19 protein-coding genes, 1 pseudogene and 1 riboswitch are annotated in these 24,616 nt (G+C 72.8%); of the genes and pseudogenes, 15 read left to right on the plus strand and 5 right to left on the minus strand.

All coding sequences use genetic code 11. From position 1 onward, the window contains the following. The 6 genes and pseudogenes from D3105_RS12700 to D3105_RS12725 all read left to right on the plus strand — a co-directional run. Positions 1-1,750: pseudogene (locus D3105_RS12700) on the plus strand (protein kinase); the annotation flags it as partial. A gap of 144 nt (positions 1,751-1,894) precedes the next feature. Beyond that, complete coding sequence (locus D3105_RS12705; RefSeq protein WP_118903359.1) at positions 1,895-3,628, plus strand: serine/threonine-protein kinase; 1,734 nt, start codon at positions 1,895-1,897, stop codon at positions 3,626-3,628. Positions 3,629-3,758: 130 nt separating this feature from the next. Continuing rightward, a complete protein-coding gene (locus D3105_RS12710; RefSeq protein WP_118903360.1) occupies positions 3,759-5,411 on the plus strand; it encodes a serine/threonine-protein kinase in 1,653 nt (550 codons plus the stop codon). A gap of 173 nt (positions 5,412-5,584) precedes the next feature. Next, positions 5,585-7,201 (plus strand): succinic semialdehyde dehydrogenase, encoded by a 1,617-nt coding sequence (locus tag D3105_RS12715; RefSeq protein ID WP_118903361.1) that lies wholly within the window; start codon positions 5,585-5,587, stop codon positions 7,199-7,201. A 48-nt stretch (positions 7,202-7,249) separates the two neighbouring features. Next, on the plus strand, positions 7,250-9,130 hold the full coding sequence (locus D3105_RS12720; RefSeq protein WP_118903362.1) for a GMC oxidoreductase: 1,881 nt from the start codon (positions 7,250-7,252) through the stop codon (positions 9,128-9,130). A 118-nt stretch (positions 9,131-9,248) separates the two neighbouring features. Then, complete coding sequence (locus D3105_RS12725; RefSeq protein WP_118903363.1) at positions 9,249-10,997, plus strand: peptidase; 1,749 nt, start codon at positions 9,249-9,251, stop codon at positions 10,995-10,997. Positions 10,998-11,358: 361 nt separating this feature from the next. On the opposite strand, the gene D3105_RS12730 is transcribed toward D3105_RS12725, so the two are convergent. After that, the gene (locus D3105_RS12730; protein ID WP_118903364.1) at positions 11,359-11,658 is read right to left on the minus strand and encodes a chorismate mutase; all 300 of its coding nucleotides are present in this window, start codon (positions 11,656-11,658) and stop codon (positions 11,359-11,361) included. Positions 11,659-12,002: 344 nt separating this feature from the next. Here D3105_RS12730 and guaA point away from each other — a divergent pair, with 344 nt between their 5' ends. The 6 genes from guaA to D3105_RS12760 all read left to right on the plus strand — a co-directional run bounded on the left by guaA (position 12,003) and on the right by D3105_RS12760 (position 17,703). Next, positions 12,003-13,589 (plus strand): glutamine-hydrolyzing GMP synthase, encoded by a 1,587-nt coding sequence (guaA, locus tag D3105_RS12735; RefSeq protein WP_118903365.1) that lies wholly within the window; start codon positions 12,003-12,005, stop codon positions 13,587-13,589. Between the two features lie 47 nt (positions 13,590-13,636). Then, positions 13,637-13,948 (plus strand): Uma2 family endonuclease, encoded by a 312-nt coding sequence (locus D3105_RS12740; RefSeq protein WP_240646886.1) that lies wholly within the window; start codon positions 13,637-13,639, stop codon positions 13,946-13,948. A 108-nt stretch (positions 13,949-14,056) separates the two neighbouring features. Continuing rightward, a complete protein-coding gene (locus D3105_RS12745) occupies positions 14,057-14,827 on the plus strand; it encodes an SAM-dependent methyltransferase (protein ID WP_118903366.1) in 771 nt (256 codons plus the stop codon). An 85-nt stretch (positions 14,828-14,912) separates the two neighbouring features. Continuing rightward, complete coding sequence (locus D3105_RS12750; RefSeq protein WP_118903367.1) at positions 14,913-15,701, plus strand: class II aldolase/adducin family protein; 789 nt, start codon at positions 14,913-14,915, stop codon at positions 15,699-15,701. A gap of 113 nt (positions 15,702-15,814) precedes the next feature. After that, positions 15,815-17,083 (plus strand): hypothetical protein, encoded by a 1,269-nt coding sequence (locus tag D3105_RS12755; protein WP_118903368.1) that lies wholly within the window; start codon positions 15,815-15,817, stop codon positions 17,081-17,083. 107 nt (positions 17,084-17,190) lie between these two features. Continuing rightward, positions 17,191-17,703 (plus strand): DoxX family protein, encoded by a 513-nt coding sequence (locus D3105_RS12760; protein WP_118903369.1) that lies wholly within the window; start codon positions 17,191-17,193, stop codon positions 17,701-17,703. Here the strand turns inward: D3105_RS12760 and D3105_RS12765 are convergent. Continuing rightward, a complete protein-coding gene (locus D3105_RS12765) occupies positions 17,610-17,873 on the minus strand; it encodes a hypothetical protein (RefSeq protein WP_078614327.1) in 264 nt (87 codons plus the stop codon). The two genes, D3105_RS12760 and D3105_RS12765, sit on opposite strands and share 94 nt — an antisense overlap. Continuing rightward, positions 17,860-19,209: a PspC domain-containing protein gene (locus D3105_RS12770; RefSeq protein ID WP_118903370.1), complete on the minus strand. Its 1,350-nt coding sequence runs from the start codon at positions 19,207-19,209 to the stop codon at positions 17,860-17,862. Before D3105_RS12770 ends, D3105_RS12765 begins: the two co-directional genes overlap by 14 nt. A 162-nt stretch (positions 19,210-19,371) precedes the next feature. On the opposite strand from D3105_RS12770, the gene D3105_RS12775 reads away from it, so the two are divergent. Then, complete coding sequence (locus tag D3105_RS12775; protein ID WP_118903371.1) at positions 19,372-20,658, plus strand: ATP-binding protein; 1,287 nt, start codon at positions 19,372-19,374, stop codon at positions 20,656-20,658. Beyond that, a complete protein-coding gene (locus D3105_RS12780; protein ID WP_118903372.1) occupies positions 20,655-21,350 on the plus strand; it encodes a LuxR C-terminal-related transcriptional regulator in 696 nt (231 codons plus the stop codon). The genes D3105_RS12775 and D3105_RS12780 overlap by 4 nt, the downstream gene beginning before the upstream one ends. Before the next feature lie 15 nt (positions 21,351-21,365). Here the strand turns inward: D3105_RS12780 and D3105_RS12785 are convergent, their stop codons facing one another. Beyond that, a complete protein-coding gene (locus tag D3105_RS12785; protein ID WP_118903373.1) occupies positions 21,366-22,445 on the minus strand; it encodes a C40 family peptidase in 1,080 nt (359 codons plus the stop codon). A 201-nt stretch (positions 22,446-22,646) separates the two neighbouring features. Between D3105_RS12785 and D3105_RS12790 the strand changes: the two genes are divergently transcribed. After that, positions 22,647-23,000 (plus strand): hypothetical protein, encoded by a 354-nt coding sequence (locus D3105_RS12790; RefSeq protein ID WP_010058679.1) that lies wholly within the window; start codon positions 22,647-22,649, stop codon positions 22,998-23,000. 59 nt (positions 23,001-23,059) lie between these two features. Here D3105_RS12790 and D3105_RS12795 read toward each other — a convergent pair whose 3' ends face one another. Then, complete coding sequence (locus D3105_RS12795) at positions 23,060-24,250, minus strand: C40 family peptidase (RefSeq protein ID WP_206272720.1); 1,191 nt, start codon at positions 24,248-24,250, stop codon at positions 23,060-23,062. Next, positions 24,249-24,415, minus strand: a riboswitch (cyclic di-AMP (ydaO/yuaA leader). Its footprint overlaps the gene before it by 2 nt. Positions 24,416-24,616: the final 201 nt, after the last annotated feature.

Consider the following 24,616-nt stretch of genomic DNA (forward strand, 5'->3'; position numbering starts at 1 on the left):
CCCCGTCGCCCCCCGGCTGACCGCCCCCTGGGGCAGCCCCGGCGAGGACCCCTACGACGACGAGGACGACGAGGACGACGAAGAGGGCCCCCGGCCGCCGGGCCGCCGTGTCCATCTCGCCGGGACCTGGGACGACGGGCCCGGCGCCGGGCGGCCCGTCCCGGCCGGCGGATCGGGCGCGGACGCCCTGCGCGCCGACTCCCGGCGGCCCGGCGTATCCGGCGTACCGGGTTCCGCCGCGAAGGAGCCGGCCCGCACCGCGCCGCTCCCGGCCGCGCGGACGACCACCCGGGCCTGGGAGGACGCCGTCGCGGGCGGCGGCGAACCGGCCGTCTACCGCGGCCCCGCCACCCCGCTCGCCGCCGAACGCGCCCGCCAGGCCCGGATCGCCGTCGTCGGAGCCGTCACCGAGCGCTGGGCCCCCGAGCAGGCGGGTCCGGTCCACGAGAACTGGCAGCTCGCGCCGCCGATCGGCCCCTCCACCGACCTGTGGGCGCTCGGCGCGCTGCTCTACCGCGCCGTCCAGGGCCACGCCCCCTACCCCGAGGAGAACGCGGCCGAGCTCGTCCAGATGGTGTGCGGCGAGCCGCCCGCCTTCGCGGAGGAGTGCGGTCCGCTGCGGCCCGTCGTCGAGTCGCTGCTGCGCCAGGACCCCACCGAGCGGCCGGACTTCGAGGAGCTGCGCGGCTGGCTGCGCTCGCTGGTGCGCTCCGCGCCGGAGCCGGAGGCGGGCGCCGACGTCGTGCCGCTGCCCGCGCCCGACGCCACCCGCCTCCCCGTCGTACGCCGCCGGGGCGAGCTGGTCCGGCGGCGCCGGGGCCGGTTCGGCGGCGCCGGGGCCGGCCGGCACCGCCAGGGGAAGCGCCAGCAGCCGCCGAAGCAGCGCGGCGGCAAGCAGCGGGACCGCCACGAGTCGCTGCTGCCGCCCGACCGTTCCGTCCGCAGGCCCGTGGAGACCTGGGAGGACGAGCGCCCGGCCCGCGTGCCGCGTGCCCCCAAGGGCCCCCGGGTGCTGCGCGAAACCCCGCGCCGGGGCGAGGGGTCCCCGCGCAAACTGGGCCGACTGCTGCTCGTACTGGTCCTCCTGCTGATGGCCGCCGCCATCGCGTACGCCGTGATGTTCATGCCGAAGGCTGACCAAGGCCAGGACAACGGGGCGCCCGCGCCCACCGATTCCGCCGCACCGCCCGCCGCTTCCGGAGAGCCCGAGCCCTCGGATCCGGCGGACGGTTCGACGGAGGGATCCGGCGAGCCCGGCTCCCAGAAGCCGCAGACCAGCCGGTCCGCCGCGGCCCTCGCCCCCGGCTACACACTCCGCAAGGACGCCGAGGGCTTCGAGATCGGCGTACCGAAGGACTGGCAGCGCAGCCCGGCCAACGCGGACCGTCAGATCCGTTACGGGAGCGACGGGTTCACCCTGCTCGTGGTGCCCGGCCGGGACACCGTGAAGTCGGGCGGCAGCGATCCGCTGGACTACCAGCGGGACAAGGAGCCCGAGCTCCAGCCGTTCCGGGACTCCAGCTGGTCCTCCTCGTCCGGACTGCGCCGGGTCGACGTCGGCCGGCAGGCCATGGCCGAGGGACAGTTCACCTGGCAGGAGAGCGGCGGGCGCGAGGTGTTCGTCCGCAACCTCGCCATGATCGTCGACGGCCGGTACCACGTCATCCAGGTCATCGGCCCCGAGAACGACCGCGACAAGGTCACCGAGATCTACGAGCAGGCCATCGCCTCCTACCGGGTCGTCGGCTGACCCCGCGTCATCGGCCCGGTCCCACCGCGGGCGTTGTGCGGTGCCGACAACCATCACAGTGCGGTCTCGTGGGCGATCCCCCGTATCCCCGCCGCGCCCCGCCTCCGTAATCTGGCCATTCGAGGAACGGGGCGGGGACATCAGGTGGATCGATCACAGGGCACGGAAGCCGGACTGGTGCTGGCGGGGCGCTACCGGCTGGGCGACGTCCTCGGCCGGGGCGGCATGGGCAAGGTCTGGCGCGCCCACGACGAGGTGCTGCACCGTACGGTCGCCGTCAAGGAGTTGACCGCCGGACTGTACGTCGCCGAGGCCGACCGGCTCGTCCTGCACGCCCGGACGCAGAAGGAGGCCCGGGCGGCGGCGCGCATCACGCACCCCGGCGTCGTCACCGTCCACGACGTGATCGAGTACGACAACCGCCCCTGGATCGTCATGCAGTACGTCGACGGGCCCTCGCTCGCCGACGCGGCCAAGGAGAGCGGCGAGGTCGCCCCGCGCGAGGCCGCCCGCATCGGGCTGCACGTGCTGAGCGCCCTGCGCGCCGCCCACGGCGCCGGGGTGCTGCACCGGGACGTCAAGCCCGGCAACGTCCTGTTGGCCCGCGACGGGCAGGTGCTCCTGACCGACTTCGGGATCGCCGCGATCGAGGGCGACTCCACCATCACCCGTACCGGCGAACTGGTCGGCTCCATCGACTACCTGGCCCCCGAGCGGGTACGCGGCGGCGACCCGGGACCGGCCTCCGACCTCTGGTCGCTGGGGGCGACGCTGTACACGGCGGTCGAGGGGACCTCCCCGTTCCGCCGTACGTCCCCGATCTCCACCATGCAGGCCGTCGTCACCGAGGAGCCGCCCGCCCCGGTCAACGCCGGTCCGCTCGGCGCCGTCATCACCGCGCTGCTCCGCAAGGACCCGGCCGAGCGGCCCACGGCCGCGCAGACCGAGCAGATGCTGCTGGACGCCATGGAGGGCCGCGAACCCCGGGCCGCCCAGGCGCATGTGCCGACCCAGCGCTTCCCCGAGGAGTCCCGCTACGGCTACGGGGAAGGTAACGGCGACTCCCCGGCCGGCTCCGACGGCGCCACCACCCGGCTGCCCGGAGCGACCGCCTCCGCCGCCGCGACCGGCTCGACCGCGACCGCGCCGGCCGCCCACGCCCCGGACCGCACCGCCCCGGCCCCCGGCCCCGACTCCGCCCCGGTCACCCGGCGTGCGGGATCCCGGTGGCGCACGGTGCTCGTCGTGGTCGTCGCCGCGGCCCTGCTCGGCGGCGCGGCCGGGCTGATCGCTATGAAGTACGGGGAGGGCTCGGACACCCCGGCCGGCGCGAGCGGCGGTACGGCCGCCGGAAGCACACCGTCCGCGCCCCGGACCACCCCGGCTCCCACCGACCCCGCCCAGGGCGCGTCGGAGATACCCGACGGCTGGCACCGGGTCGACGACCCCGCCGGCTTCAGCCTCGTCGTGCCCAAGGGCTGGGAGCGCCGGCTGAACGAGGGGCAGATCGACTACACCCCGGACGACGGGGCCCACCGGATACGCATCAGCGTCGACCCCGACCCGGACTTCGACCATCCGTATCTGCACATGGAGAACATGGAGGAGCAGCTCTCCGAGCGGCTGCCGGGCTACCAGCGGATCGGGTTGGAGAAGAACACCTTCCGCGACCGGCCGGGCGCCCTCTGGGAGTTCACCTGGAACGAGACCAAGGACCACGCGGGACCCCGGCACGGGATCGACCAGATGTACTACGGCGGTCCCGGCGGCCCCGAGTACGCGCTGTACCTGACCGCCCCGCAGGAGGGCTGGGAGGCCAGCCGCGAGAAGTTCGACATCATGCTCCGCAGCTGGCGCGCCCCGCAGCCGCAGCAGTGAGGGCGGGCGGCCCGGCAGGCCCCGGGCACAGCGGCCCGTGCCCCGTGCGGGTTGCTGTACGGTCACGGCTCCGTACCCGGTGTCCGACCCCGGTGGTGCCGGGCCCCGGACGTGAACCAGGATGGTGCGCATGACAGATCACGGGGGACGGGCCGACGAGCCCACCAGCTACGGACTCCAGCCACCGCACGCCCCGGGCGGATTCGGCGCACCGCACCCCGCGCCCCCGGCGCACATTCCCTCCCCGGCCCCTCCGGCGAGCGCCCCGGGCCGGGCGGGGGCCCGGCTCATCGGCGGGCGCTACCGGCTGATCGCGCGGCTCGGGCACGGCGGGATGGGCACGGTGTGGCGGGCCCACGACGAGGTCGTCGACCGTGAGGTGGCCGTCAAGGAGCCGCGCGTACCGGACCACCTCGGCGAGCGTGAGCGCAGCACCGTGCACGAGCGCATGCGGCGCGAGGCGCGGGCCGCCGCCCGGATCGACCACCCCTCCGTCGTCACCGTCCACGACGTGGTGATCGAGGACGGCAAGCCGTGGATCGTCATGGAGCTGGTGCGCGGCCCGTCGCTCGGCGACCGCCTCCAGGAAGGCACCCTCGACCCCCGCGAGGCGGCCAGGATCGGCCTCGCGGTCCTCGACGCGCTGATGGCCGCCCACGCGATCGGCATCCTGCACCGGGACGTCAAGCCGGACAACGTCATGCTCGGCACCGGCGACCGGGTCGTGCTCACCGACTTCGGGATCGCGCAGATCGAGGGCGAGCAGCAGCTCACCGAGACCGGCGCGTTCATCGGCTCGCCCGAGTACATCGCGCCGGAGCGGGTCCTCGGGCAGCGCCCCGGGCCGGAGTCGGACCTGTGGTCGCTGGGCGTCGTCCTGTACGCGGCGGTCGAGGGGATGTCCCCGTACCGCCGCTCGCACACCCCGGCCACCCTCCAGGCCGTGCTGTCCGCCGAACCGCAGACGCCCGCCCGGGGCACCGGCGCGTTCGGCACGCTCGTCATGCAGCTGCTCCGCAAGGACCCCGCCGCGCGCCCGCCGGCCGCCGAGGTCCGCGGGACACTTCGGCAACTGGCCGCCCCGGCCCCCGCCCCCGCGACCTCCCCGTACGCCGCACTGGCCACGGGCGGCTCCGGCGGCGGCAGCAAGTGGGTGCCGCCGGTGCTGCACCGCAACCGGGCCGCCCAATTCGCCCTCGGCGGCGGGGCGCTGGCGGTGGTGGTCGCGCTCGTGCTGGTGCTGCTGAACCCGTTCGCGGGCGACGGGCCGCCGGAGAACTGGCAGATCCGGCCGGAGAACGAGGTGCTGTCGGCGGATGTGGCGGTGCCCGAGGAGTACAAGCGGGTCCAGGACGACGACGGGGAACTGGTCTGGTACGCGGACCCCAGCGGTGTCTTCGAGATCGCCTTCTGGCACCGCGCCCCGAAGAGCGACCCCGACAACATGGACGACAACCCGGGCGTCGACCCGGTGGCCCGCAAGGCGTACTACGAGAAGGGCGGGGCGAGCGGCACCCAGATGGAGGAGGCCTCCGTCACGTACAAGGACACCACCCACCAGGGGCGCAGAGCGATCGAGATGACCACCGAGTACGTCCCCTACGCCTCGTCCGGCGACGACCCGGTGCGCCTGCGCTTCCGGGAGCTGCTGATTCCCGGCGAGACGAAGAGCGACCCCTACTGGCATGTGCGCGTGAAGACGCCCGCGAAGGGGGAGGCGGCGAAGGACGGCGACGCGATCTTCGCCGAGGTGACCGAGGGGCTGAAAATTCACGCTTCCTGAGGGCCGCGGGCCGGCCGCCGTCGGGCGGTCGGCCGCAACACCACTGATCAGCGGTTATGTCGCCAGCGATCACTGGCTCGTTCGGGGGTGGTGCCGAGCGAGGGTGGCGGGTCCTGTGAAAAACTGTTACCGACGGGTACCCAAAGGCTCCGGCTGGACATACTCTCGGCCCCATGACGGACTCGCAGGCCCCTGACGCCCCTCTCGGTACGAACCCCGTGGCGGTCGCCCCCGCCGGGGTGCGCACGGCCGCCGACGTGGTCACCCCCGAGGTGATCGCCCAGCTGACCCGCGGGGTCGTCGGGTCGGGCCGCACGGCCAACCACACCCCCTTCACCGGGGAGAAGCTGGCCGACCTGCCCGAGTCCACCCCCGAGGACGTGGCCACCGCCTTCGACCGGGCCCGCGCCGCCCAGCCCGTCTGGGCCGCCGTCCCCGTACGGCAGCGGGCCGCCGTGCTGCTGCGCTTCCACGACCTCGTCCTGAGCCGCCAGTCCGAGGTCCTCGACCTCATCCAGCTGGAGACCGGCAAGGCCCGGCTGCACGCCCACGAGGAGGTGCAGGCCGTCGCCGTCGCCGCCCGCCACTACGGGCGCAAGGCCGCCTCCTACCTCAAGCCCCGCCGCCACACCGGCGTCGTCCCGACCCTCACCAAGGTCACCGAACTGCGCCAGCCGCGCGGTGTCGTCGGCCAGATCGCCCCCTGGAACTACCCGCTCGAACTCTCCGTGGGCGACGCCCTGCCCGCGTTCGTCTCCGGCAACGCCGTCGTGATGAAGCCCGACACCGAGACCGCGCTCACCGCCCTGTGGGCCCGCGACCTGCTCATCGAGGCCGGACTGCCCGCCGAGGTCTTCCAGATCGTCCTCGGCGAGGGCCCGGTCGTCGGCCCCGAGGTCGTCAGCCGCGCCGACTACGTCTCCTTCACCGGCTCCACCCGCACCGGTCGCGAGGTCGCCGTCGGCGCCGCCTCCCGCCTGGTCGGCGTCTCCCTGGAGCTCGGCGGCAAGAACGCGATGCTCGTCCTCAAGGACGCCGACGTCGAGAAGGCCGCCGCCGGAGCCGTCCGCGCCTGCTTCTCCTCCGCCGGACAGCTCTGCATCTCCATCGAGCGGCTGTACGTCCACGAGTCGATCGCCGACGACTTCGTGCAGCGCTTCGCCACCCGGACGAAGGCCATGCGGCTCGGCAGCTCCCTGGCGTACGGCGCCGACATGGGCTCCCTCGTCGGCGAACGCCAGCTGGAGACCGTCGCACGCCATGTCGACGAGGCCGTCGAGAAGGGCGCGACCCTCGTCGCCGGGGGCGTCGCCCGCCCCGACATCGGCCCGCTGTTCTACGAGCCGACCATCCTTGACGGCGTGGAGGCCCCCATGGCCGTCTGCGGCGAGGAGACCTTCGGTCCTGTCGTCGCGATCTACCGCTTCAGCGACGAGGACGAGGTGATCGCGCTGGCCAACGCCACCCCGTACGGTCTCAACTCCAGCGTCTGGACCACCGACTCCCGGCGCGGTCACGAGGTCGCGGCCCGGCTGCGCACCGGCACCGTCAACATCAACGAGGGGTACGCCCCCGCCTACGGCAGCGTCCAGTCCCCGATGGGCGGCATGAAGGACTCCGGCCTCGGCCGGCGCCACGGCTCCGAGGGCATCCTCAAGTACACCGAGGCCCAGACCGTCGCCCAGCAGCGGCTGATCCCGCTCGCGCCCGCCTTCGGGATGGACGACGAGAAGTACGCCGCGTTCATGACGACCAGCCTCAAGGTGATGAAGGCGTTCCGGCTGCGCTGAGCCGCCGCAGCGCGCCCCTTCCGTACCGATTCCGTTCCGAGGAGTGCCATGTCCCAGGACAGCCCTGCCCAGAAACAGGCCGTGAGCCACGTCCCGGCCGAGGACGACGCCGCGTACGACTACGACGTCCTGGTCGTCGGCTCGGGCTTCGGGGGCGCGGTGTCGGCGCTCCGGCTCACCGAGAAGGGCTACCGCGTCGGCGTCCTGGAGGCGGGCCGCCGCTTCACCCCCGCCACGCTCCCCAAGACCTCCTGGGACCTGAAGAACTACCTCTGGGCGCCCGCCCTCGGCCTCTTCGGCCTCCAGCGCATCCACCTCCTCGGCAACGTCATGGTGCTCGCCGGGGCCGGCGTCGGCGGCGGGTCGCTCAACTACGCCAACACCCTGTACGTGCCGCCCGCCCCGTTCTTCGAGGACCGTCAGTGGGCCTCGATCACCGACTGGCAGGACGAGCTGAAGCCGTACTACGACCAGGCCCGCCGGATGCTCGGGGTCCGCCTCAACCCGACCATGACCCCCTCCGACATCCACCTCAAGGCCGTCGCCGAGACCATGGGCGTCGGCGACACCTTCCACATGACTCCGGTCGGCGTCTTCTTCGGCGACGGCAAGGACGCCGACGGCACCGCGAAGGCCAAGGCCGGCGGCAGCGTCCCCGACCCGTACTTCGGCGGTGCGGGCCCCGACCGCAAGGCCTGCACCGAGTGCGGCGAGTGCATGACGGGCTGCCGCCACGGCGCGAAGAACACCCTCAACGAGAACTACCTCCACCTCGCCGAGCGGGCCGGAGCGGCCATCCACCCGATGACCTCCGTCGTCGCCGTCACCGACGACCCCGAGGGCGGTTACCGCGTCCTGACCGTCCCCACCGACCGCCGCCGCAGGGCGAAGCCCACGAAGCTGCGCGCCCGCAAGGTCGTCATCGCCGCCGGGACGTACGGCACCCAGACCCTCCTGCACACCATGAAGGACCGGGGGCTGCTGCCCCGGCTCTCCGCGAAGCTCGGCGAGCTGACCCGGACCAACTCCGAGGGTCTGGTGGGCGCCCAGACCAGCGACCGCCGCTACCGCAAGAAGCACGGCACCGCCAAGGCCGACTTCACCCGGGGCGTCGCGATCACCTCGTCGATCCACCCCGACGACAACACCCACATCGAGCCCGTCCGCTACGGCAAGGGCTCCAACGCCATGGGCGCGATGACGATCCTCCAAGTCCCCTACGGGGCCCACCGGGTGCGCGGCTGGATCGCCAACATGATCAAGCACCCCACGCTGGCGGCCCGTTCGCTCTCCAACCGCCGCTGGTCCGAGCGCACCATCATCGGCCTGGTCATGCAGTCGCTGGACAACTCCCTGACCACGTACCGCAAACCGGGCGGCATCGGGAAGGGCCTGCTCACGGCCCGCCAGGGCCACGGCGCCCCCAACCCGACGCAGATCCCGGAGGCGACCCTCGGCGCGAGCCTGCTCGCCGAGGAGATCAACGGCTTCGCCGGGTCCAACGTCGGCGAGCTGATGGGCACTCCGCTCACCGCGCACTTCCTCGGCGGCTGCCCGATCGGCGCGAGCGCCGAGGAAGGCGTCATCGACCCGTACCACCGCCTCTACGGCCACCCCGGCATCAGCGTCGTCGACGGCTCCGCCGTCTCCGCCAACCTCGGCGTCAACCCTTCGTTGACCATCACCGCCCAGGCCGAGCGCGCGATGTCGCTGTGGCCCAACAAGGGCGAGGCGGACCCGCGCCCGGAGCAGGACGCGGCATACGAGCGGCTCACCCCGGTCGCACCGCGCACGCCGGCCGTGCCGAAGGAGGCGTTCGGCGCGCTGAAGCTGCCGTTCCTGGGCATCCCCGTGGTGCCGCCGAAGGACACGGCGGAGGCCGGTGCGGACGTGAAGGGCGTCGGGAACACCCCCGTACCCAACCCGTGACCGTGCCCAATCCGTGATCTTGGGGAGGGCAACTGTTCGGGAAGCTGTGCGGTCCAACCCGTACCGCGACATCCGTCACAGCAGCCCCACAGCTCCCGCCGAGTCCCTGAGGTCCCCGATGACACGTTCCACCCCGAGAACCGTGCTGCACCGCGCAGCCGGTTCGTTCGCCGCCGCAGGCCTGCTGGCCGCGGCCTCGCTCGCCGGGGCGGCCGCCCCGGCACAGGCCGCGGACACGCCGGTGTTCACGTTCGGTGGCCCGGCCGAGACGGCCCTGCACCCGTATCCGGAGAGCGGCAAGCCGAAGTCCTCCAAGGTCGGGATCACGCTGTACAACCCGTCCGAGGACGAGGAGAACGGCGGCTTCGACGGCGACTTCACCCTCACCTTCGACCTCAGCGGCGTCGCGGGCGTCGCCGACGTGAAGATCGACGGCGAGGCGAGCCCGGACTGCAGGATCACCGGCACCAAGGCCGTCTGCGAGGACTGGGGCATCTGGCCCGGCTCCCAGTCGGCCGCCGACTTCGTCGTCACCGCCGCCAAGGGCAGTGAGAACGGCGCCACCGGCACGATCAAGGTGACCGGCCAGGCGGACGGCGCCACCTTCACGCCGTTCACCACCCGGCTCACGGTCGGCGGCCCCGACCTCGTGATGGAGCGGCTGCCGTTCAAGACGGAGCTGACCCCGGGGGAGAAGCAGCAGGCCCCGATCACCTTCGCCAACCGCGGCACCCGGGACGCCGACGGTGTCCTGCTCACGCTGCGGTACTCGCGCGGCCTGGACATCCCGCAGCGCTACTCCAACTGCGAGTACACCGTGGACGACCCGGACCAGCCGGACTTCGGTTCGACCACCGCGCTCTGCTCCGTCGAAGGAGCCTTCGAGGCGGGCGCGACGTACACGCTGGCGACTCCGCTGACGCTGGAGGCCACCGAGCGCGCCTACTACGACACCTTCCTCTACCGCATCCAGGAGGACAGCGCCGCCCAGCGCACCGCCCAGCGCGCGGGCGCCCCCTTCGAGCGGGGCACCGGCGGCGTGCTGAAGGCCGTCCCGGTGAAGAAGGGCGCCGCGGTCCGGAGCACCGACCTCGACCCGTACGACAACCAGCAGGAGGCCGACTTCCGTACGGAGAACACGGCCGACTTCGTGGCGTACGGCGACCAGGTGGCCGGGACCGAGGGCTCCTTCGTCAAGGCCGACATCGGCTTCCGCAACGAGGGACCGGCGTGGATCGGCCACATCCGCTCCGGCGAGGACGTCGCCACCGTCGACTTCACCGTCCCCCAGGGTGCCTCGGTCGCGACGAAGCCGGAGAGCTGCCGCGCGGTGACGGCCGACGGTCAGTACCGCGAGGACCAGAACACCCCCGCGCCGCGCTACTTCTGCAACACCTCGATGACCGTGCGGGACGGGGGCGGCCTCGACCTGCGCTTCGAGCTGCGGGTCGACAAGGCCATGGTCGGCGCGAGCGGCGCGGTGACCGTACGCAACACCTTCCTGAAGAACCCGAAGCTCCCGTTCGACCCGGAGCCCGCCAACAACACCGCCTACCTGATCCTGAACGGTGAGGGCGACGGCTCCGACTCCGGCGGTGCGACGGAGGGCGGCGACGGCGGCTCGGGCGAGCCTTCCACCCCGCCGACCTCGGCCCCGGACCCGGAGGAGAGCCCGTCCGGCACCCCTGGCCCCTCGGAGTCCACCACGACCGGCGGCAGCTCTGCGGGCACGGCCGGGGGCTCCGGCGGCGGACTCGCCTCGACGGGGTCGATCGCGCTGATCGCCTCGGGCACGGCGGCCGCGGCGCTGGCGGCGGGCCTGGTGCTGTTCACGGCGGCACGGCGACGGGCCGCGCGCCACACCTGAGAAGCAGGGAGCGGAGAGCGGCGGAGGAGGGAGCGGGCCTCCGTCCGGATGCGTTCCGATGCGGCCGACCCGGGCGTCCCCGGGATCGGCCGCATATGGGGTGACCGGGCTGCTGTCCCCTGCGGACCGGTCACATACGCCGGGTCGTGGTCCCACGACGCACCTGCAGTACGTCACACTCCCCGGCGGAGCCACGCGTGGTTTCCTACCGATGCCGCCCCTGGTTGGCACGGACACCAGGACCAACGAAGGCACCGCGCTCCTGGTCACGCGCCGTACGGGTGAGACGGGCCCCGAACGCAGATACGGCCCCTGCGGCGCGGGCGGAGAACCGTTCCGTCCGCGCGCCGCCCACCGGGCCTCAGACCCGGCCGCGGCACAGCTCCAGAAGCGTCATCGCCAGCGCGGTGCCCGGCTTGCCCAGCGCGTCCCTGTAGTGGCCGAGCACGGCCGTCTCGCGGGAGAGGTTGACCCGGCGGCCGCCCGAGGTGATCCGGGCCTCCTGGATCACCGCCGAGACGGCCATCCGTTCCTGGACGAGACCGATGATCCGGTCGTCGAGGGCGTCGATACGCTCCCGGGCGCCGCCGATCAGGGCGGCGGCCTCGTCGGTGTGGGCGCCGGTGGCGACGGTGGTGTCGGTGGTGCTGATGCTGCTCATGGTGGTGACTCCTGATGGTCGGAGACCACCCGGGGCGAACGGGCCCGGATACGCAGAGCGCCCCGGGCCTGCTGGCCCGGGGCGCCTGGAACGTTGCTTGTCAGTAGCTCAAGCAGCACGACCATGGCAGCCGGCGGGCCGGATGCCATAGGTAAAGACGAAGGTCGTGTGCTGACGCATGGCGCACAGTATGGCCCCGTTTCCGTCGCCCCGACAAAACGCGGCCCGGATCGTGAGACGCGGCCGGGCCGGGGCACCCCCGCCACCGGCCCGGCCGAGGGTCCGCGCACGGCCGGTAGAATCGGAAGAACCGACCCTCATCACCACCGCCGGAAGGCCGCCCCGTGCCAGCAGCACCCCCCGCCGCCCCCGACGCCACGGCCGACGTGGTCCTCGTCGTCGACTTCGGCGCGCAGTACGCCCAGCTCATCGCCCGCCGCGTCCGTGAGGCCCGGGTCTACAGCGAGATCGTCCCGTCCACCATGCCGGTGGCCGAGATGCTGGCCAAGAACCCCCGCGCGATCATCCTCTCCGGCGGCCCCTCGTCGGTGTACGCGGAGGGCGCGCCGTCCCTGGACCGCTCGCTGTTCGAGGCCGGGGTCCCGGTCTTCGGCATGTGCTACGGCTTCCAGCTGATGGCGACGGCGCTCGGCGGCACGGTCGACGACAACGGGGCCCGTGAGTACGGCCGTACCCCGCTGCACGTCACCAAGGCGGGCTCGACGCTCTTCGAGGGCACGCCCACCGAGCAGCCGGTATGGATGTCGCACGGCGACGCCTGCTCGGCAGCCCCCGAGGGCTTCACGGTCACCGCCTCCACCGACGTGGTCCCGGTCGCCGCCTTCGAGAACGACGAGAAGAAGCTGTACGGCGTCCAGTACCACCCGGAGGTCATGCACTCGACCCACGGGCAGCAGGTCCTGGAGCACTTCCTCTACCGCGGCGCGGGCATCGAGCCCAACTGGACCACCACCAACGTGGTCGAGGAGCAGGTCGCCCTCATCCGCGAGCAGGTCGGCGACAAGCGCGCCATCTGCGGCCTCTCCGGCGGCGTCGACTCCGCCGTCGCGGCCGCGCTCGTCCAGAAGGCCATCGGCTCCCAGCTCACCTGCGTCTACGTCGACCACGGCCTGATGCGCAAGGGCGAGACCGAGCAGGTCGAGAAGGACTTCGTCGCCGCGACCGGCGCGAAGCTGAAGGTGGTCGACGCGGAGAAGCGCTTCCTGGACGCGCTGGCCGGGGTCTCCGACCCCGAGGAGAAGCGGAAGATCATCGGCCGCGAGTTCATCCGCGTCTTCGAGCAGGCCCAGCTGGAGATCCTTCAGGAGGAGGGTCCCGAGGTCGCCTTCCTCGTCCAGGGCACGCTCTACCCGGACGTCGTGGAGTCCGGCGGCGGCACCGGCACCGCCAACATCAAGTCCCACCACAACGTCGGCGGCCTCCCCGACGACATCGAGTTCCAGCTCGTCGAGCCGCTGCGTCAGCTGTTCAAGGACGAGGTCCGCATGGTCGGCCAGGAGCTGGGCCTCCCCGAGGAGATCGTCCAGCGCCAGCCGTTCCCCGGCCCCGGCCTCGGCATCCGCATCGTCGGCGCGGTCACCAAGGACCGCCTCGACCTGCTCCGCGAGGCCGACGCCATCGCCCGCGAGGAGCTGACGGCGGCCGGCCTGGACCGGGACATCTGGCAGTGCCCGGTGGTCCTCCTCGCCGACGTCCGCTCGGTAGGCGTCCAGGGTGACGGCCGCACCTACGGCCACCCGATCGTGCTGCGCCCGGTCTCCTCCGAGGACGCCATGACGGCCGACTGGTCGCGCCTGCCGTACGAGACGCTGGCGAAGATCTCCACCCGCATCACCAACGAGGTCGCCGACGTCAACCGCGTCGTCCTCGACGTGACGAGCAAGCCGCCGGGGACGATCGAGTGGGAGTGACCCCTCCCGGGCTGGGCTGAGCCCCGAAGGCCCCCAGGTCAACGCCGATGCCGTCGCTCCTTCGTTTGGGCGGCGGCATTGTCGTACCGGAGCCCGACCTCCTGGTGTACAGGGCCGACGCCGAGACCGGCCCCGGCCGGACCTGGTACGCACCGGAGGACGTCGTCCTCGCCGTCGAGGTCGTGTCCCCCGATTCCCCGGAGCGCGACGGGGGCGTCGAACCGCGCACGTACGCCGAGGCAGGGGTCAAGCACTTCTGGCGGGTCGAGCAGGGCGACGACCTGCCCGTCTCCACGTCTACGAGCTCGACCCGGCCACGCGCACCCGCACGCCCACCGGAAGCCACCACCAGAAGATGAACCTGTCCGTTCCCTTCCCGGTCGACGTGGACCTCAGCGGGATCTACCGCCGGGGCCGCCGGTAATTCCCTGGCACGGGCCTCCCCGCCCGTGCCAGGCTCCTCAACCATGTCCGCCGAAGAAGTCCGCGCCATCATCTCCGCACCCGGGAACGACCGCCTCATCTGGAACACCCCGCTCTCCGAGGAACACGCGGATCGGCTGATCGCCGCCTGCGACCCCGCCCCCGGCGCGCGGATCGCCGACCTCGGCTCCGGCTGGGGCGAACTGCTCATGCGGCTCGTCCAGTCCGCGCCCGCGGCCACCGGGGACGGCGTCGAGACCGACCCGGACGCCGTGGCGCGTGGGCGGAAGCTCGCCGGGGAGCGGGGGCTCGTGGACCGGGTACGGTTCCACACGACGCCCGCTGCCGAGTGGGCCGAGGGTGGCTACGACCTCGCCGTCTCCATCGGCTCCTCGCACGCGTGGCCCGGAGCCACCGCCCGGGAGTCGACCCGAAACGCCCTTACCGCCCTCGCCGCCGCCGTACGCCCAGGCGGACGGGTGCTGTTCGGTGAGGGGATCTGGCAGCGGGAGCCCACGCCCGCCGCGCTGGCGGGGCTGGGGGCCGAGCCCGGGGACTTCTGCTCGCTGCTGGAGCTGATCCGGCTGGCGGAGTCCGTCGGGCTGCGCGCTCTTCAGGTCACCGTCGCCGACGAGCGTGAATGGGACCTCTTCGAGTCCGAGGGCCCGATCGGACGCGGGCAGCGCTGGGCCCTGGCGAACCCGGACCATCCGCTGCACGCCGAGGTGACGGCCGAGGTCGACGCCCGCCGCACCGGTTACTACGGCGGCTACCGCTCCTCCTTCACCCTCGCCTATCTGGTGCTCAGCGCCTGACCGGGGAGGCCCCCACCCCTTCTCACCGACCCCACCCGGCGGTAACTTCCGGTCCTGTACGCCCCGGAGAACGTGAGGAGCCGCCATGTCCGAGCAGATCGCCGTGTCCGACCCCGCCCCGATCCCCGTCGAGCAGCTCCAGTTCGCGATGCCGCCCGTGCACGCCTCCCCGGCCGAGGAACGCACGTACCGCAGGGAACGGCTGGCCGGCGCGCTGCGGCTGTTCGGGCAGCTCGGGTACGAGGACGGGGTCTCCGGGCACATCACCGTGCGCGACCCCGAACTGGCGGACTGCTTCTGGGTCAACCCGTTCGGCGCGCCCTTCGCCGACATCGCCCCCGGGGACCTGATCCTCGTCAACGGCGACGGCCAGGTCGTCCGGGGCCGCTTCCACGTCAACCCGGCCGCGTTCGCCGTGCACGCGGCGGTGCACCGGGCCCGCCCGGACACCGTGGCCGTCGCGCACACCCACTCCACGCACGGGCGGGCGCTCGCCGCGCTCGGGGAGCCGATCGAGCCGATCACCCAGGAGTCCTGCGCCTTCTACGAGGACCACGCGCTGTACGACCACTACTCCGGTGTCGTCGTGGACGAGGACGAGGGCCGGCGGATCGCCGCCGCGCTCGGGCCGCACAAGGCGGTGATCCTGCGCAACCACGGGCTGCTGACCGTGGGGGACTCGGTGGACGCCGCGGCCTGGTGGTTCCTCACGCTGGAGCGCGCCTGCCAGGTGCAGCTGCTGGCGCGGGCCGCCGGGAAGCCCGTCCTCATCTCGCACCGGGACGCCCTCACCACCCGCGACCACCTCGGCAGCGACCTGGTGGCCTGGATCAACTACCAACCCCTGTGGCAGCGGATCAGTCGAACGTTCTGACGACACGCGCCCCCGGGCCGCCCCGATGCGGGAGCCGGCCTCCCGGTACGGCACAATTCGCTGATATCGCAAGTGAGTTGGCTGTACCGGGGCGGGAAAGGGCGTAATCCTCCGTGGCGTTGGACGAAACCAGGACGAGCGGCACGCACAGCGGCGGCTGTACCTGCGGCGACTGCCCGCACGGAGCGCGCCGCGGCCACCGGCGCGCGGTCGCCGCGTTCCTCGCCAAGCGCGACGAACTCGCGGCGGGCAACGGGCTGCCCGCCGGGGTCGCCCAGTCTCCCTCCGCCTCCCGGCAGTGGGTCTCCGACGAGCTGACCGGGTCCGCCCGCGCCGTCGCCGAACGGGCCCGGGAGGCCGGGGACGCCTGGCCGTACCAGGTCTGGCGATCCACCCTGTTCACCGTCTGGGGCGCGGCCGGGGCGCTCCTCGTCGGGGTCTGCGTCACCGCGATCGGGGCCGGCTGGTCCACCGCCCGCACCGCCGCCCTGCTCGCCGCCCTCGCCACCGCCGGGCTCCTCACCGTCGCCGCCCGATTCCACCGCGCCCGCGGCGGCCTCCTCGCCCCGCTGATCGGTGAGGACAACCGGCTCTCCACCTCCCGGACGGTCGCCGCCTCCTGGGTGCTGCTCGCCGTCTTCGCCGTGCTCGTCCTCGCGCTGCAACTGGCCGGGGCCTCCGACCCGGACGAGCGGGACGCGCTGATCGAGGGGCTCGACCTCGTGCGCTCCGCCGGGGTCGTGGCCGTGCTGGCGCTGGTGTGCGCGGTCGCCGTCGTCGTGCGCCGCGTCGTGACCGTACGGGTGCTGGGCCGGCGGCTCCAGAAGCTGCGCGCGGACCGGCCGCGCGCCGCCGACCTGCTCACCGACGACTCCGGGCGAGGGTCGTTCACCGATGTGCAGTACGTGCTCGTCAGCGCCGTCGCCGTGCTGTTCGCCGGGGTCCGCCTGGCCCGCCGTCCCGAGCAACTGCCCGATCTGCCGTGGGGGCTCGCCCTGCTGGTGGCCGTCTCGGCGGCGACCTACTTCGCCGGGAAGTACGCGGAGGGCGGCCGGCCCGTCGTGCTGTCCGTCGTCCGGGCCCGGGAGGCCGGGGACCTGGACGGCGCGATCCGGACCGGCGACGACATCGAGATCCGGGGCGCCGGCTTCGTCCCGCCCGGCGCGGGCACCCCCGACCGGCTGGCCCGGCTCGTCGTACGGATAGGGACCGTCCACGTCCACGTCCCGCTGGTTCCGGTCGCCGGGGGCTTCGCCAACCCCACCGACACCGTCCTCACCGTGCCCGTCCCGGTCGAGGTCGAGCCGGGCACCGTCGACGTCCAGGTCGTCACCGCTGCCGGGGTGGAGACCGACCGGGTCCCGATCGACGTCACCGACTGACCGCCGCCGCCCGCTTTCACCGATCTGCCCCGCAACCCTGGTGAGCGGTGCGCCGAAGGCGTACGTATGGTCGAAGTGACGGGACCTCGGGAAGTGGGGCAGCGGTGATGAACGGTTATGGCGAGCGGGGTTCGTCGGGACTGGGCGAGCGCACGACACTGAAGGAGCAGGCGGGCGTCTACGCCCTGCTGCCGCTGCGGATCTTCCTCGGCGTCACCTTCGTCTACGCGGGCCTCGACAAGCTCACCGACAGCGCGTTCATGTCGGCGACCGGCAACGGGTCCATCGGCGAGATGATGCGCGGGGTGCGTGACTCCTCCGCGATCCCCGCCCTCGTCGACCTGGCCCTGAAGAGCCCCGAGGGCTTCGGTTACGCCATCGCGATCGGCGAACTCCTCGTCGGCCTCGGCACCCTCGTCGGCCTCTGGGCCCGGCTCGCGGCGCTCGGCGGGGCGCTGATCTCGCTGAGCCTCTGGCTGACCGTGAGCTGGCAGGCCACCCCGTACTACTACGGCAACGACCTGCCCTACCTGATGGCGTGGCTGCCGCTGGTGCTCGCGGGCGCCCCGCTGTTCTCCGCCGACGCCTTCCTCGCCGCGCGCCGCCGCCGCAGCATGTAGGCGGCCCAGGTCACCGTCGCGGCCAGCCACAGCCCGCCGAAGAACAGCGGCAGGAAGAACGTCCACGGGACCTCCCAGGCCCCGGCCGCGTCCGCCGCGTACCCGGCGGCCAGGCCCAGCATCACCAGGCCGGCCACGGCCCTGCCGGGCCGGAATTCATGACGCAGCACGGGTGACCTCCACCTGTCCGATGCCGACTTCCACGTCCAACTCGACCGTCCCGGCGGGCTTCGTGCCCTTCGGCGGCGGTAGCGTGCGCTCGGTCGACTCGCCGTTGTTGATCCGGACCTGGACCCGCTGCCCCTCCTCCAGACGGACCTCCCCGAGGCCCGCCTCGGCGCGCACCTTCACCGTCACGTCCGCCGGGACGACGACGGCCGCCCGCCCCGCCGCCACGTCGAACTCCGTGCGCACGGTCTCGCCCTTGGGGACCTTGAGGCCGGACAGGTCCAGCCGGGCGTCGCCCGTGCTCAGTTCGTAGCGCGGCTGGACGGCGGCCACCGACACGGGCCGCCACTCCTTGCGGGCCCACGAGGTGTCGATGTCCTTCGGCAGCACCGCCGCGCCCGCCAGCAGGCCCGCCGTGACCATCGCCATGAAGACCGTGCCGAAGCCGGTCCGCCCCAGCAGCGATGCGATCAGCAGACCGAGCCCGAAGACGGCGAGAGCCGCGGCCAGACCGATCTGGAGGGCGGTGCCCAGCGGCTGGTGCTCCCAGCTCAGCCCCGTGCCCAGACCGCCCGCCACCAGCGCCGTCAGGAAGACCAGCCCACCGATGGAGCGCGGTCCGCGCGGCTCGGCCGAGGGCTGCGGTGTCCGGAACGGGGCGTCCGGAGCGGGCCGCCCGGCCTTCGCCCCGGCCCGCGCCGCCTCCGGGTCGGTGTCCGGCGGGCCCCACAGATAGCCGGAGCCGACCGGGCCGGTGGTGCCGTCCTTGACGATCGGGTCCCGCCACCACGAGGGACTGCCCGGCGTCGGTGGGGCCTTCACCTCCGGCGGCGGCGTGCCGAGGCCGCCGGTGTGCGCGGGGCCCGGAGGGGCGGCCGGTGCGCCGGGCGGGGCAGCCGGGTCCTCCGGGTCCCCCGTCCGCCGGGACTGCGTCCACACGGCGAAGCCGACGACGGCCACCGTCAGCAGCGCGGCGAACGACAGCATGCCCCGGTTGTGCAGCATCGACAGGAAGAGACCGCAGCCGATCAGCGCCAGCAGCAGCGCCACCAGGGACGCCCCGTCGACCCGGCCCGACAGCAGCTTGCGCGCCTCGTTCTCGTCCTCGCCGTCGGCGGGCAGCAGCAGCCAGGCGAAGCCGTAGAAGATCAGACCGATGCCCCCGGTCACCGACAGCACTCCGACCACGATCCGGAAGATCACCGGGTCCACGTCGCAGTACCGGCCGAGTCCGCCGCACACCCCGGCGACGACCTTCTGCCGTGGGGTGCGCCGCAGCGTCGGCTTCGGCGCTTCGGGGGGCGCGGCGCCGGGAGCGGTGTTGGAGGGAGCGGTCATGCCTCCATGGTGACGGGCCGGACCGCCCGCCGGGAGCCGCCCCGACCCTGGACGGTCCCTGATATTGCCCTGACACGAGGCCCCACCCCGGGGACAGCATCAGGGTCGGTTCGGGGGCTGACCCTGATGCCGCCCCGTGTCCGGGCGTGTGACGATCGGGGTATGCCAGCCGCCACCGCCCGAGCCGCCAGCTCCCTCGCCGCCGACCCGGAGGAGCCGCCGGTGCGCAAGCTCTACCGCAGCGCCGACGGCCGGCTGCTCGGCGGCGTCGCGCGCGGGCTCGCCGGACACCTGGGGCTGCCGGTCGCCTGGGTGCGGTTCCTCTTCCTCGGGCTGTTCTTCACCGACGGCCTCGGCGCCGTGCTGTACGCGGTGTTCTGGATCGTCGTCCCGCTCGGCGTCGGCGGCGTCGACGCCCCGCGCTCGGTGTTCGAGGTCTCGGCGGACGGCCGCCGCAAGCTTCGCAAGCCGGACAAGGGCCAGTTCGTCGCCCTGATCGCGCTGCTCGTCGGGGCCGTCGTGTTCGTCGCCAACGTCGACATGGGCAGCGAGGCCGACCGCTACATCTGGCCCACCCTCCTCATCGGCGCCGGCTCCGTCCTGGTCTGGCGACAGGCGGACAACGCCCGCCGCGCCCGTTGGATGGAGGTCAGCCGCAACCGCAAGCTGCTCCACGTGGCCCGCGGCCTCGCCGGGGTCGCCCTGGTCGGCCTCGGCCTCGCCGTCTTCCTCGTCGTCCGGGGCTCCGCCGCCCAGTTCGGCAATGTGCTGACCGCCGCCATCGCGGTACTGACCGGCATCTTCCTGCTCGCCGGCCCGTATCTCGTGCGGATGACCCAGGACCTCTCCGAGGAGCGCCTGATGCGCATCCGCGCCCAGGAGCGGGCCGAGGTCGCCGCCCACGTCCACGACTCCGTGCTGCACACCCTCACCCTGATCCAGCGCAACGCGGACGACGCCGGCGAGGTCAGACGTCTCGCCCGTGCCCAGGAACGCGAGCTGCGCAACTGGCTCTACAACCCCGAGGGCACCGGCAAGGACGAGGACGACGAACCGGAGACCCTGGCCGAGGCGGTCAAGCGGGCCGCCGCCGAGGTCGAGGACAAGCACGGCGTGCCCCTGGAGGTCGTCGTGGTCGGCGACTGCCCCCTCGACGAGAAGCTGTCCGCGCAGATGCAGGCCGCGCGCGAGGCGATGGTCAACGCCGCCAAGTACGGTGGCGAGGGCGGGGCGGTCCAGGTCTTCGCGGAGGTCGAGGGCCGTACGGTCTTCGTGTCCGTACGGGACCGCGGTCCGGGTTTCGACCTGGACGAGGTTCCCGGGGACCGCATGGGCGTACGAGAATCAATCATCGGCCGGATGCAGCGCAACGGCGGGACCGCCCGGCTGCGTTCGGTGCCCGGCGGGGGCACCGAGGTCGAGCTGGAGATGGAGAGGGCGAGCGAATGACCGAGAACACCGAAGCCACCGGGGGCCCGGAGCGACGGGTACGGGTCGTGCTCGTCGACGACCACCGGATGTTCCGCACCGGGGTGCAGGCCGAGATCGGCCGCACCGAGGAGACCGGCGTCGAGGTGGTCGGCGAGGCCGCCGACGTCGACCAGGCCGTCACCGTCATCACCGCGACCCGCCCCGAGGTCGTCCTCCTCGACGTCCACCTCCCGGGCGGTGGCGGCGTCGAGGTCCTCCGTCGCTGCGCCCCCCTGATGGGCGCGGTGGAGAACCCGGTCCGCTTCCTCGCGCTGTCGGTGTCGGACGCCGCGGAGGACGTCATCGGCGTGATCCGGGGTGGCGCCCGCGGCTACGTCACCAAGACGATCACCGGCACCGACCTCGTCGACTCCGTCTTCCGGGTCCAGGACGGCGACGCGGTCTTCTCCCCTCGCCTGGCCGGCTTCGTCCTCGACGCCTTCGCCTCCACGGACGCCCCGCCGGTCGACGAGGACCTGGACCGCCTCACCCAGCGCGAGCGCGAGGTCCTGCGGCTGATCGCCCGCGGCTACGCCTACAAGGAGATCGCCAAGCAGCTGTTCATCTCGGTGAAGACGGTCGAGTCGCACGTCTCGGCGGTGCTGCGCAAGCTCCAGCTCTCCAACCGGCACGAACTGACCCGCTGGGCGACGGCGCGACGGCTGGTCTGAGGCCGGATCGCGCTGCTACGCCACCCGGGTCGCGCCCGCGAACGGCATCTGGTCGATCGGCGCGATGCGCACCGGTGCTCCCGGGCGCGGGGCGTGGATCATCTGGCCGCCGCCGATGTAGAGGCCGACGTGGCTGATCCCGGAGTAGAAGAACACCAGGTCGCCGGGGGCCAGTTGCGAGCGCGGGATGCGCTGTCCGGCATTGATCTGGGTGTAGGTGGTGCGGGGCAGGCTCACGCCCGCCGCCTTCCATGCCGCCTGGGTGAGGCCGGAGCAGTCGAAGGCGTTCGGGCCGGTCGCTCCCCAGACGTACGGCTTGCCGATCGCGCCGTGGGCGAAGGCGATGGCCTGCCCGGCGCGGGAGTTGGGGGCAGCCACTGGGCCGCTGCGGGCGGTGGAGCGGTCGGCGTGGGCCGGCCCGCCGCCGTGCCGGGCGTCGGCCGAGCGCTCGAAGTCGGCGCGCTCCTCGGCTGTCAGCGTGTCCAGCAGCTTCCGGGCGTCGGCCAGCTTGGCGCGGACCGCGGTGCGGTGCTCGCGCAGTTCGGTGCGGCGGGCGGCGAGGCGTTCGGTCTCCTGGTCGGCGCGGGCCTTGACCTGGGCGATGCGGGAGACCTGCCGCTTGATGTTCCGCAGCAGCCCGGTCTGCCGGTCGCCCGCCCGGTCGAGGTAGGAGGCGCGTTCGAGATAGGCGGCGGGGTCGGAGGAGAGCGCCAGTTGCAGGGCCGGGTCCAGGGTGCCGGAACGGTACTGCGCGGTGGCCAGCGAACCGAGTGCGTGCCGGGCGGTGTTGAGGCTGTCGGTGCGGCGGGCGGCCTCGTCGGTCAGGGCGTCGACGGTGCGGGTCGCGGCATCCGCCTTCTCCTTCGCCCCGTTGTACTTCTCGGTGGCGACCTCGGCGTCGTGGTGGAGCCGGTCGACCTTCGCCTTGACCTGCGCCGCGGTGGGGGCCGGTTCGGCGGGGGCCGCGCCCGCCCCGGTCACCGAGCCGGCTGTGGCCACCCCGGCGAGCGCCAGGGTGGCGGCGGTGCGGGCAGCAGGGCCGGTGAGCGGGCGCTGCTTGGGTTTTCGATGAGCTGACCTGCGGTGCGCTGCCACGGGGACGGCATCCTTCCTCTCGGCTGTCCGCCGGGAACGGCGGCGGGTCCGGGATGGACGCTAATCCGGGCGCGGAGAAAAGAGTCGCCATGACAGCTATTGCCCTGATGTGACGTTTCGCCGGTCACGGATGATCGAAGTGCCGAGGAAGGCTTGCCTCACTGAAAAGTAAAACTTTGGCCATGGCTAGGCTCCCGGGCCATGGACGTACTCATCAATGTCTTCGTCGCCCTGCACATCATCGGCATCGCCTCCCTGCTGGGCGGCTTCCTGACGCAGATGAAGGCCATGGGGGCCGGGACCGCCCGGTTCACCCCCGCGATGCTGCACGGCGCGCTGACCATGCTGGTCACCGGCGTGGCCCTGGTCGGCCTCAACCAGGCCGACGACCAGACCGTGAACAACGTCAAGATCGGCATCAAGCTGGCGCTGCTGGTCGTGATCCTCGCCCTCGTCTACGTCAAGCGCGACGAGGAGAAGGTCGACAAGGGCGCGTTCATCGCCGTCGGCGCCCTGACGACCGTCAACATCTTCATCGCCACCGTCTGGACCTGAGACCGGGCCCGATCGTCCGGGGGAGGGGGCGGCCGGTCACCGGTCGCCCCCTCCCGGTGTCACGCCGGGCGTACGCTCCCGTAGATCGGCATGTAGTAGATCGACTCCTCGCGCACGTTCGCACCCGGCTTCGGGGCGTGGATCATCATCCCGTCGCCCTTGTAGATGCCGACGTGGCTGATGTCGTCGTAGAAGAAGACCAGGTCCCCGGGCTGGAGATCGGACGTGGCGACCCGCGTGCCGACCTCGACCTGGTCCCAGGTGGTCCGGGGCAGGGTCACGCCCGCCTCCCGCCAGGCCGCCTGCGTCAGCCCCGAGCAGTCGTAACTGGAGGGGCCCGTCGCCCCCCACACGTACGGCTTCCCGATCTGGGCGCGGGCGAAGGCCAGCACCTTCTCCGCCTTGGCGGCGTAACCGCTGCCCGTACCGGAACCGGACCCCGAACCCGTGCCCGTGCCCGATCCGGAACCCGAACCGCCGCCGGGCTCCTTCGCGGCCTCCTCGCGGGCCTTCTCCTCGGCCTCGGCCTTCTCCTTCGCCTCGGCGGCCTGGCGGGCGGCCAGCTTCGCCGCCTTCTCCTTCGCCTCGGCCTCCTTCTTGCGCTCCAGCTCCGCCAGCCGCGCCTTCTCCTCGGCGGTCAGCCGGGACAGCAGCCCGCGCGCCTCGGTCAGCTTGGTCTGGACGTCCTTCTTGCTGGAGGAGAGCGTGGCCTGCGTCTCGGTCAGGGTCTCCAGGCTCTTCACGGCCTCCGCGCGCTTCTTGGCCGCCGAGGCCTGCTGCGTACGGAAGTCGCTGACGGCCTTCTGCTGCTGCTCCGTCGCCCGGTCCATCAGCCGGCTCTGGTCGAAGTACCCCTGCGGGTCGTCCGCGAAGAAGAACGTCGCCGTGGGCGCGATGCCGCCGCTGCGGTACTGGGCCGCCGCGTAGGAGCCCAGGGCCCGGCGCGCCTCGTTGATCTTCTCGGTCCGCTTCGCCACGTCCGCGAGCAGCGTGTCGACCTTCTTCTGCTGCGAGGAGGAGGCGGCCTTGGCCCGGTTGTACTCCTGGGTCGCCGTGCCCGCCTGCCGGTACAGGGCGTCGACCTTCTTCTGCACGTCCTCGATCGCGGGCTTCGGCTCCGCGGGCGCCGCCGTGGCGCTCTGCGTGGAGAGCAACGTCACGGAGGCCAGCGCGGCCGTCGTCAGCCCGACGGCGGGGGTGGTGGTGCGCACCTTCGTGCGCGGCTTGCGATGCGATGCCAAGACCGGCATCTCCTTCCGTGGACCGCCTACCGGGTTAGCTGTCGGGTTCGGACGGAACGGAAGGCTGTCCTACGGTCCGCATGCGAGGGCACGGACCGATTCACCCCGGTTCTGCGTGTGGGTCCCCGGTTCCGAACTGCCGGGACGGCAGGACGGATTCGGCAGAGGTGTCCGTTAGGCGCGGTTCGCCTCAGGGAGGTACGGATCACCTGACCGAGCACGCTAGCCAAAGCGCCCCGCCGCTGGGAAGGACGATGAGCGATATGCCCGATACATTTTCGTGACCTTTCCCGATCGGGGGTCAGGTACCCCCTCCGGCCGTGCGCTCCTTCACGGAACGTGGACGTCCGCTCTCCGTGCGTAGAGCCGAAGCCG

Source organism: Streptomyces globisporus, from assembly GCF_003501885.1.
GTDB lineage: Bacteria > Actinomycetota > Actinomycetes > Streptomycetales > Streptomycetaceae > Streptomyces > Streptomyces globisporus_D.